The 9803-nt window shown below is 41.1% G+C and carries 9 protein-coding genes and 1 pseudogene; 8 read left to right on the plus strand and 2 right to left on the minus strand.

Going from position 1 to position 9803, the window contains the following annotated elements; all coding sequences use genetic code 11:
* Positions 1–535 precede the first annotated feature (535 nt).
* The 4 genes from chrA (at position 536) to QNK26_RS09310 (ending at position 3812) form a co-directional block, all read left to right on the plus strand.
* Positions 536–1687 carry a chromate efflux transporter gene (chrA, locus tag QNK26_RS09295; protein WP_319222426.1) on the plus strand — a complete coding sequence of 384 codons (1152 nt, stop codon included), beginning with the start codon at positions 536–538 and terminating at the stop codon, positions 1685–1687.
* A gap of 204 nt (positions 1688–1891) precedes the next feature.
* Positions 1892–2680 (plus strand): cobalamin-binding protein, encoded by a 789-nt coding sequence (locus tag QNK26_RS09300; RefSeq protein WP_319222427.1) that lies wholly within the window; start codon positions 1892–1894, stop codon positions 2678–2680.
* A complete protein-coding gene (locus QNK26_RS09305; RefSeq protein WP_319222429.1) occupies positions 2681–3109 on the plus strand; it encodes a DUF5522 domain-containing protein in 429 nt (142 codons plus the stop codon).
* Between the two features lie 34 nt (positions 3110–3143).
* Complete coding sequence (locus QNK26_RS09310; protein ID WP_319222431.1) at positions 3144–3812, plus strand: ATP-binding protein; 669 nt, start codon at positions 3144–3146, stop codon at positions 3810–3812.
* Positions 3813–3972: 160 nt separating this feature from the next.
* Here the strand turns inward: QNK26_RS09310 and QNK26_RS09315 are convergent, their stop codons facing one another.
* Positions 3973–5436: a methyl-accepting chemotaxis protein gene (locus QNK26_RS09315; RefSeq protein ID WP_319222432.1), complete on the minus strand. Its 1464-nt coding sequence runs from the start codon at positions 5434–5436 to the stop codon at positions 3973–3975.
* Positions 5437–5649: 213 nt separating this feature from the next.
* On the opposite strand from QNK26_RS09315, the pseudogene QNK26_RS09320 reads away from it, so the two are divergent.
* From QNK26_RS09320 to QNK26_RS09335, 4 genes and pseudogenes are all read left to right on the plus strand, one after another.
* Positions 5650–5766, plus strand: a pseudogene (locus tag QNK26_RS09320) (methylated-DNA--[protein]-cysteine S-methyltransferase); the annotation flags it as partial.
* 124 nt (positions 5767–5890) lie between these two features.
* On the plus strand, positions 5891–6433 hold the full coding sequence (locus QNK26_RS09325) for a DUF3332 family protein (protein ID WP_319222433.1): 543 nt from the start codon (positions 5891–5893) through the stop codon (positions 6431–6433).
* A gap of 186 nt (positions 6434–6619) precedes the next feature.
* Positions 6620–7651, plus strand: coding sequence for a DUF1214 domain-containing protein (locus QNK26_RS09330; protein WP_319222434.1), 1032 nt, complete (start codon positions 6620–6622; stop codon positions 7649–7651).
* A 121-nt stretch (positions 7652–7772) separates the two neighbouring features.
* The gene (locus tag QNK26_RS09335; protein ID WP_319222435.1) at positions 7773–8717 is read left to right on the plus strand and encodes a LysR family transcriptional regulator; all 945 of its coding nucleotides are present in this window, start codon (positions 7773–7775) and stop codon (positions 8715–8717) included.
* Positions 8718–8788: 71 nt separating this feature from the next.
* Here the strand turns inward: QNK26_RS09335 and QNK26_RS09340 are convergent.
* A partial coding sequence (locus QNK26_RS09340) for a MerR family transcriptional regulator (protein WP_319222436.1) occupies positions 8789–9803 on the minus strand: 1015 nt, incomplete at its 5' end.

Here is a 9803-nt window from a genome sequence, read left to right on the forward strand (position 1 = left end):
GAATTTTCTTATTTTTCATTGATAATCCCTATTTTTGAGTATAGAAAACCAACACTTCAGCGTTAACTAAGTGTTACATGTTTTTTTGGTTGACGATGATAACTAATGTTTAAATCGATTGTTTTAAACGGTATTATTTGACACCATGTTCAGTTATATCACTATGAATTAAAAGGATGTTTTCATTTATTTACAATTCGTCAATATGGGGGTGCACTAAAGCGCGGTGTTAACATTTTTGTCACGATTGGTTCGGTTTCATGCTGTGATAATCTTATTTGTGACAACAAACATTACAGGTATAAAATGAATCCTGACGAATCGTCACTGCTGTGGCATATTTATCGATATCAACCTCCTTATGTAGCGTTAATTATCTAGCTATGGCGCTAGTTATTTTAAAAGTGACCAAGATAAGTGTTTTTTACGATATAAATTGCTACAAACCTTCGTCTTTTCATATAACTGTCACAAAACTGAAATACAATAATGACGCGAAAATTGGTATCGCATAACAGCTATAAAAGGCAAAGTAATGAAGCAAGTTTGGCAAGTATTTTGGCAGTTTTTTACATTGGGGTGGATCAGTTTTGGTGGCCCAGCTGCACACATAGGTTATTTCGAGAAAACCTTTGTTCAAAAATTAAAATGGATCGATAGCGAAAGCTATGCAAGATTAATTTCATTAAGTCAGTTTTTACCGGGCCCCGGCTCAAGTCAGATCGGTTTTGCTATTGGTTTACGTCGCGCGGGTGTTATTGGTGGTTTCACCGCCTTTATCGCTTTCACATTCCCTTCTTTTTTATTGCTCTATATTTTAGCAACGACAAATGCAACGCAAGACGCAGCATGGTTAGTGAATATTACCCATGGACTGAAATTGTTAGCGGTTGTGGTTGTGGCTGATGCAACACTCAATATGTACAAAGGTTTTTGTAAAGAGCGCAGTACCGTCACTATTTGTGTCGTCACCGCGGCAGTATTATTGATTGTACCCAGTCTATTAACACAAATGCTGGTACTGATTGCAGCCGCTATTGCTGGTATGCAACTAAAGAAACCGACAGCAACAACGGCTGTAATAACGTCAAAAGGCGGGGTTAATTACTTCCCACTCGCAATTTTTGCTGTGTTGTTTGCAGGTCTACCGTTAGTAACAAATTCACCAACATGGTTAACTCTGTTTGCCGATTTCTTCCAGTCGGGCAGTTTAGTCTTTGGTGGTGGCCATGTTGTATTACCTATGCTGCAACAAGCATTAGGTGAGTCTATTGATACTGACCGTTTCTTAATGGGTTATGCGGCGGCACAGGCTGTTCCGGGTCCAATGTTCTCGTTGTCTGCATTTTTAGGTGCAGAGTTACTGGTTAACTCACCATTAATGGGCGCGTTGATTGCAACGGTTGCCATCTTCTTACCGGGTTTATTGCTGGTATTGGCTTTCCACAGTGCCTGGGAGTCATTAGCGGCTAAACCGAAAGTAGCTGGTGCGGTATGGGGGATTAATGCCGCGGTTGTTGGTTTGCTGATGTCAGCGCTTTATAACCCGGTGTTTACTTCTGCGATTGTTAACCCAATTGACATGGCGGCTGTGATCGTCGGGTTCTTTGCGCTACGCATATTGAAGCTGCCGATTATGGCCGTGGTTGCTAGCTTTATTGCATTTGGGTATGTGATGGGTCTGTAGCGCCGCGGATTAAGTTACTATATGTTAAAGTTACTATAGCTATCAGCATAAATTAGTTGTAATAGGACCCCAGTAATCAAAGGCCGTAATAATCCTATGATTGCTGGGTTTTCAGTTTGTTATAAACAAGATATACTTTCGTTATTCGAACTATGTAGCGTATTAAATAAAATGAAGGATTACTACCCTAAACGGATCGTTTGTTTGACAGAAGAAACGACGGAGATGTTGTATATACTGGGTGAAGAATCTCGTATCGCCGGTATCTCTGGTTTCACTGCTCGTCCTCCGCATGCGCGTAAAGCGCACCCGAAAGTATCTGCATTTACCTCTGCAAAAGTCGATAAGATTTTGGATTTAAAACCCGATCTTGTGCTTGGTTTTTCTGATCTTCAAGCCGATATCGCAGGCGCATTAGTTAAACAAGGTATTGCCGTTCATATCTTTAATCAACGCTCTGTGGATGAAATATTCAGTATGGTTATGATGCTAGGTAACCTCGTCGGCGCGGGTGACAAAGCGCTAGCTTGGTTACAGCAAATAGAAACTAAGATTGAACGGATTAAACTGAATGCGGCGAAATATAGTCAACGTCCTAAAGTCTATTTTGAGCTGTGGAATGACCCGTTAATGGCGGGTATTCAATGGGTATCAGAGCTGATTGAAATTGCGGGTGGTGAGGAGTGTTTCCCCGATTTAGCCAAAGAATCACTAGCCAAGAACCGTATTATTGCTGACCCCAACATTGTGGTTGACGCCAATCCCGATATCATTATTGGCTCATGGTGTGGACGTAAGTTTAAACCAGAGCAAATTGCCGCTAGAGAAGGGTGGGGGGAAATAAATGCAGTAAAGCACCAGCAATTATTTGGAGTTAAATCAGTCAGTATTTTACAACCTGGTCCAGGAACTTTAACTGATGGTCTAGATCAACTTGTTGCTATTATTGAAGCATGGCAACAGCAGCACCAGAATAATAGTGAGAATATATAAATGCCGAAATCAGCCATTGATGCAACAATTGTTCACATCGAAGAAAATCTGACGCCAATTGCAATTCCAGTGCCAAAGCAATGTGCAGAGTGCGGAGCTGAATTTGGCTGTGGTGTTGCATCGGCGAGTGAGCAAGGCGGCTGTTGGTGCCAAGCTTTGCCCGCTATCATGCCATTAGGCGTACTCAGTGATTGCTTGTGTAAAGCTTGTTTAGCTAAGGCGATTGGCGTCGAGATCATTAAACAGCTTAATGCCGCTGGTTCCCCTAAGGCGCGTCTTGCGCTTGCAGAACCTTATCGTCATCAAACGGAATTAGTTGAGAATATCGATTTTACCATTGAAGACGGACGTTATGTCTTTAGTGAGTGGTACCATTTAAAACGTGCGCGCTGTTGCGGTAATGGTTGTCGTCATTGTGCTTATAAATAAGCGTAGAGCAGGGTAACTTGGATATTAAAAATAAATGAAAAAACAAAAAACATTAGTCTCGTGGAGCACTGGCAAAGATGCCGCTTGGACCTGCTTACAATTAGCGCAAGACCCATCTATCGAAATCGTTGGTTTGTTTTGTTCAGTCAATGCGCAATATCAACGTACCGCAGTGCATTCTGTGCGTATTGAATTGTTACAGCGCCAGGCGGCGGCAATAAACTTACCCTTAGATATTATCGAGATCCCTTATCCGTGTAGCAATATTGAGTACGAAGCGATAATGGATGAGTTTATTGAACAGGCCAAACAGCGTGAAGTTGTTAACTTTGCTTATGGCGATCTGTTTTTAGCGGATGTTAAAAACTACCGTGTTAATAATCTGGTCGGTACTGGCATTAATGCTATTTTCCCGTTGTGGGAATTAGATACTCAGCAGCTCGCCAAGGATATGCTGACGGGTGGTCAGAAAGCGATGGTTACTTGCGTTGACCCACGCCGATTATCTGCTGATTATGTCGGTAAAGTGTTTGATAGTGCGTTTATTGCCAGCCTACCTGAGGGCATCGATCCTTGTGGTGAGAATGGTGAGTTCCATACCTTCGTGTTTGATAGCCCGCTGTTCTCAAAGCCGATTGATATTAAAACCGGTGATCTCAATAGTGAAGGGCACTATACTTGGATTGATTTGGAACTGACTTGATTTAGATATGTATTTTATTTTCTGATTTAGCTTCATCGAGATCTAACTTATATTCTTCTATGCCCTAAACGTGTCAACACATTTCAGGACGAGACACCGTTAAAATTGAAAAGGGCTAGCACCAAGCTAACCCTATTCGCCTAACAGCCTGATCAGGATTTTAGTTTGCGGTATGATACTTTTCCAAGATGCTACCCAAGGAATGTGAAGCATCAGTAAGTTCTTGAATACCGGAAACTGATGTCTGTGTTGATGTCAGCAGCACGCTTGATTGTGAGCGAATATCATTAAGGTCAGATGCAATATTATTAACCACCGACGTTTGCTGTTCAGCGGCTGTCGCAATTTGAGTACTTACATCCATCACTGACTGTGCTGATTTAGCAATCTCATTTACATCATCACCAATTTCAGTAATTATTTCTCGGCTTTTATTGGCTTGCTCTAATGTTTCAGCCGTAATTTTTGAAATATCCTGAGTTTCAGTTTGCAACTTATCAATCATATTTCGAATTTCAACGGTAGCCTGTTGCGTACGCCCTGCAAGTGTTCTGACTTCGTCAGCAACAACGGCAAAACCACGTCCCTGTTCGCCTGCTCTGGCTGCTTCAATAGCGGCGTTTAGCGCCAGCAGGTTAGTCTGCTCAGAGATCGCATTAATGGTAATGATCACATTATCAATTTCAGTCACTTTCTCATTTAGACTAACCACAGATACAGAAGCCGCATTCGTGTGCTCAGATAATTCAGTCACCATGACAATAGCATGCTGAACTCTTTCGTTACTCTGTAGGATCTTGGCTGTTTCGTTATTCGCTTGTTGGGAAGCTTGCAAACCAAAACCTGCGATCTCTTTCGCCGTCGCTGACATTTCTTCCATTGCAGTTGCTACTGAATCAACCGAAGCATACTGCTGGTTAACCTGCTGCTCTGAATCTAGAGCATCTTTTTCAAAAGTCGTCGTGGTTTGATGGAAAGTTGTGGTACTGGTTTTAACTGTGTCGACTAATTCGCTGATAGTATCCATTGAATGATCAAGCTCATAACCGATTACGCCAAACTCATCACGTCCTACATGAAAACCAAGGCGCGAAGTTAAATCACCATTGGCAATACGGCGGGTCGCCTGATGCATAGTCCACAGGGCACCGCTTAAGTGTGTTGCAAACCAGTAGCTATACAATCCAATTAGCACAAGTGGCAATAGAGAAAGTAAAAAATTAAGTAACGCTTGTTTTTCTACTGCGGTGTTATCCACTGAATGCGTGAGTACCGCATAACCCTTACCGAAAGGCATAGATACTATTACTTCGCTATCAATTTTAATATTATTTTCAGTCGTTTTTAGAGGCTGTGCAACCAATTTAATATTTTGGCGTAAAAGGGCTCTTTGTAAATCATCTTTATTTAAGTCCACTCCTTTTAGCACATTCAACGCAGATGTAAGCTTGGCTTGTGCCTGCTGGTAGTTTGCAGCATCGTTTTGTGCAATGGTCGCGTAAAAATGACTGCCAGAAAAACCAATGAAAGTCGTCGATATGATAATGAATAATAACCAAAACTTGTCAGTAATATTCATTTTTATAAACAGTTTGTCTATCGTCCTGAAGTTAACTTCTCTCATTGTTATGCCTCTGATATAACAAAGCATTACATCATGTAATACTTTTAGATATTAATGCTGATACTTACATAAAGTGCCCGTTAAAATAAGTTCTTCCATTTGATAAGTAGATGTAAAGCCCATATTCATTGTCATGTTGCATACAAACTGTGCTCATTAGAGATTGATAAGCAGTAAAAATAGAGATCTAGAAACCTTTTCGCTTATGGTAAAAACCGCATTGGCGTCCTCATACCTTGTCATCGAGTATTGCGAAGTGACGGAGGGTTAGGTGGATACCGCTGGGGGATGGATAGTAAGCGTGTGTTATTAGATAAAGAACAGCCATAAGCCTTTAGTTATTGCCCTTTAAGGAAAAGTGTACAATAAATATAAGAGTACTTTGAAAATATTAAACTTTAATTTATAGAAAGACTTGGATTTATAGCAGTACTTTAATTATTAGGGAATGATAATGCATAACAAATATAAAAAAATCATGATCGCGACCGCTTTGGCTTCTTCTCTTACCGGTATAACCGGTTGCGTCGGCAGTAACGCTGTTACCGCGAAGGTAATGCAATTCAATATCGAAGTGGTCGATAATCGCTATGCGCGAGGCGGCTTGAATATTTTAATGGCCCCTGTCTATGGTATATCGGTCGCAGTCGATTACTTGGTGTTTAATTCACTTGGATTTTGGACCGGCACAAACCCACTTAATGGTAAACCACACATATTTGATACTAAAGCCGATGCAACGTTTAAAATAAATGACGACTTAGATCCATCGTTGAAAGAAGCGCCAATTAAACCGGTTGCTAATTTACGTATTATTGAAACGGGCGTGATGACGCAAGTGGACGATAATACCTTACAGATGGACATCACCTACAACAATGGGGATAAAGCGGTATTAACAGGGATTAAACACGGGCAGTTAGTGACGTATTACATCGACGGTGTTGTTGTTAGCGAAACCTCGATGGCTCAATTGCAAGCCTTTACAGCGTCATAAACCAATAATCACGCACCATCATTAGTATTGCCGGCGTAACTGTCGGCTTTTTCTATCTTCAACACTGAATTACCCGATTCATGCATATCATGATATAAATATAAGTCATTGGATGGATAATACAGTTTCGAATAAAGTGGTTGGCATACCCGTTCAGGTTTAACCATTTATTATATGAGAGCCAATATGAAATCAATACTAACTAAAGTCGCACTAAGTATTCTAATTGCATCACCAGTGATGGCGAATGTTAACCCACAAGCGCTAATCCCTATAACAGAAGCGAACTACCCAACGGCTGAAACCCACCGTCAAATGACAATAGTGCAAGACAATGCTGGTGGTATTAATCAGTTCCAACACAAAAACGTGCTAACACCGACAGACAACCAACCTGTGGTCCGCATGAATCGCGATACTTATTATTCAATGGCTGTGGTTAATATATCGCAAGGCGCCACATATACTATCCCTGCAGTGCCTGAAGGCATGTATGTTTCGGTGCAGCCAGTAACGGAAGACCACAGAATACAATCGATGACTTATGGGTCTGGCACTTTCGAGGTTACAGCCCATAAAGGTGACTATGTATATTTGGTGGTCCGCCTTGATTCTCGTTTAACTAAAGAGCAAGTGACTGCTATTCAAAATGGAATGACCATAGACGCGGGTGCATCTGTGCCTTTCACTGCGGCAGCGTTTGACTTTGACTCTATTGAAACCACTGAAAATGCGCTAAAAGCAAAAATGCCAGCGATTAATAAACGTGATGGTGTCACTGCGCTAAATGGTATGTTTACGTATCCAACTGATAGTAGCAACGCTGAATTTACAGCAGAAAAATATCAAGTTGGTGCCGCGATAGGTTGGGGCGGTGCTCAGACAAAAGACAACGTATATGAAGTATCAGGAAATTACCATGTGGACACTTGCTACACGGCTAATTTTGAGGACCCAAAGAATAAAGCATTCTGGTCTATCACTGTTTATGACAAAACCGGCTTTATGTTTAATGACGTAGCTAATGTCAATTCACACTCTGCAACACAAAATACCGACGGCACTTACACTGTTTCATTTGGTTGTGGTGAAAAAGCGATAAATAATATCGAGACTGCAAATGAATCAGGTGTTTTCAATCTCGGTGTTCGTCATTATATGCCGAGCGAAAAAGTACGCTCTGGTGAGATCCGAGTACTTCCTACTGTGACAAAATAGTGTTAATTTCAGTATCTAGGACGTCTGCCATATCGGTGTGAGATAAATACTGGTATGGCAATGATTTACAGCGTCGTTAATTCCGTTAGAAGTGGGTCATATATGAAATGAAAAATCTAAAATGAAAAGCAGTATCGAGTTTGAATTGTCGCGAATCGATCTTAATTTAATCGTATCCCTAAATGTGTTATTAAAAGAACGCAATGTTTCACGAGCAGCAGAACAAATGTGTGTTTCTCAATCTGCCATGAGCCGGACACTGGCTAAGCTTCGCGACATGTTTAAGGACGAGTTATTCATAAGAACATCTAACGGTATTTCCCCAACCCCAAAAGCATCAGAATTAGAACTACTTATTACGCCACTTTTAAATGATCTGCACCGCTTATTAATACCGAAAGAATTTGATCCTTTTGAAAGTGATGCTACGTTCAACTTGTCGGTGCCGACTTATATCTCATCCTTCTTAATGCCACGTTTAATAAGCGAAGTCATGAAGGTTGCACCGACAGTTTCGGTGACAGAAGCAAATGTAAAATCTAATCCATTCCCCCAGCTCGATGCTGGCGAACTTGATTTTGCGATGCATTATACTCGAGAAAGTAACCAAAAATATTTCTCTGAGCACCTTGGCAGTATTTATCCAATCCTTTATGCGCGTAAAGGTCATCCGCTTTTTGACTGTGATGTAACAACAATCGATGTTCTGTTGGCGTATCCCTTTATTAGCATGAATGTAGAGGAGAGTCAGGCAAATGCTTTTACTTCTCCCATTCATAAATTACTCGAGTTATCTCAAAAATTTAAAAAACCAGCCCTGAGGAGTAGCCAGACTCAAATATTACTGGAAGTGGCGGGTTCTTCAGATGCCTTGTTATTTGGTTCAAACCTGCATGTTGATTATTTTGCCTCTTCGTCGCAGTTATTCCCTATATATTCATTTGAACATGATGTTGAATATCATATCGATCTATTTTTAATTCAACATCAAAGAAATAGAGAGAATGGGGCGCACAAATGGTTTAAAACATTAATGCTAAGCCAGTTAAAAGCGGTGTTAAGCTAATTCAATCATGCGTTCTGCTTAGCGTTGTTACACTGCCACAGCTGGATCCTATCAAGAGAAGCAACGCTATTTTAACGACACTTTCTTAGAATAAACATCTGGTAGCCGAACTGACCAAGATAGTTGCGGTAAATATCGATTTCTTTACTAATGTCTTGCAGTACCTGAGAGCCTTGCATTTCTGATTGCAGTTCTTCAATCCGCAATATCAATGGTTCATAATAATTCTGCCATGCTTGGCGACTGAGCGTAAAGCTGTTAATCACTTCATAACCAGCAATTTTCATCTGTTTGACACGTGTAGTAACCGTTTGCATATCAGGGTATTCATGCTTCCAGAACTCGATCGCTTCCTCATTCGGCGTATCTGACAACCAAACTAAGTCGCTTAGCATCAACATACCGTCGTCATTAAGTAGAGGCTTCCATTGAGATAAAGCGTTGGTCACGCCCATAATGTAAGCGCTGCTTTCTGCCCATAAAAGATCGAAACTCGGCTCTTTGAAAGGCAGTTCTGTCATACTCGCACACACGGTGGTGAGTCGAGATGCCAAACCGTCTGCTTCAAAGCGGTCATTAAGGCTTGTCAATGCAGACTGCTCGTTATCTACAGCGGTAATCGATGCAGTGGTATTGTTTGCCAGTACCGTTGTCGCCAACCCTTTGCCACAACCAATTTCAATAATCATTTTTGGTGGTTCAGGCAAAAACGCCAATGCTTTTCGTGTGTCACTTTCGCTTCCAGGCCCCCAGTACTCAAGTGCTTCAAAGATCTTCATAAATTCAGCCATATACTTTTCGTGTTCGTTCATGTCTTTTGATAACCATTTTAATCGCAGAGCTTCTTTTTCACTGAATCCCTGCTTCATTAACCAATCTAAATGCGCATCAGGCGCTAATTTATTTGTATTTTCATGCCACTCTTTAAGATTTCCCTCACCAAGCATCGCCGCGAGAAGCTGTCGCGACTGTTGTTTTTGGGCAATTTCTTCATCCAATTTATGTAATCGACGTTGTAAAAGTTTACGATCGACTTTTGCCTCTAAGCACGCTTTACACTCTTTGAGGGTTAATCCTCCAGCCTGA

It is taken from the genome of Moritella sp., assembly GCF_033791185.1.
Classification (GTDB): Bacteria; Pseudomonadota; Gammaproteobacteria; order Enterobacterales; family Moritellaceae; genus Moritella.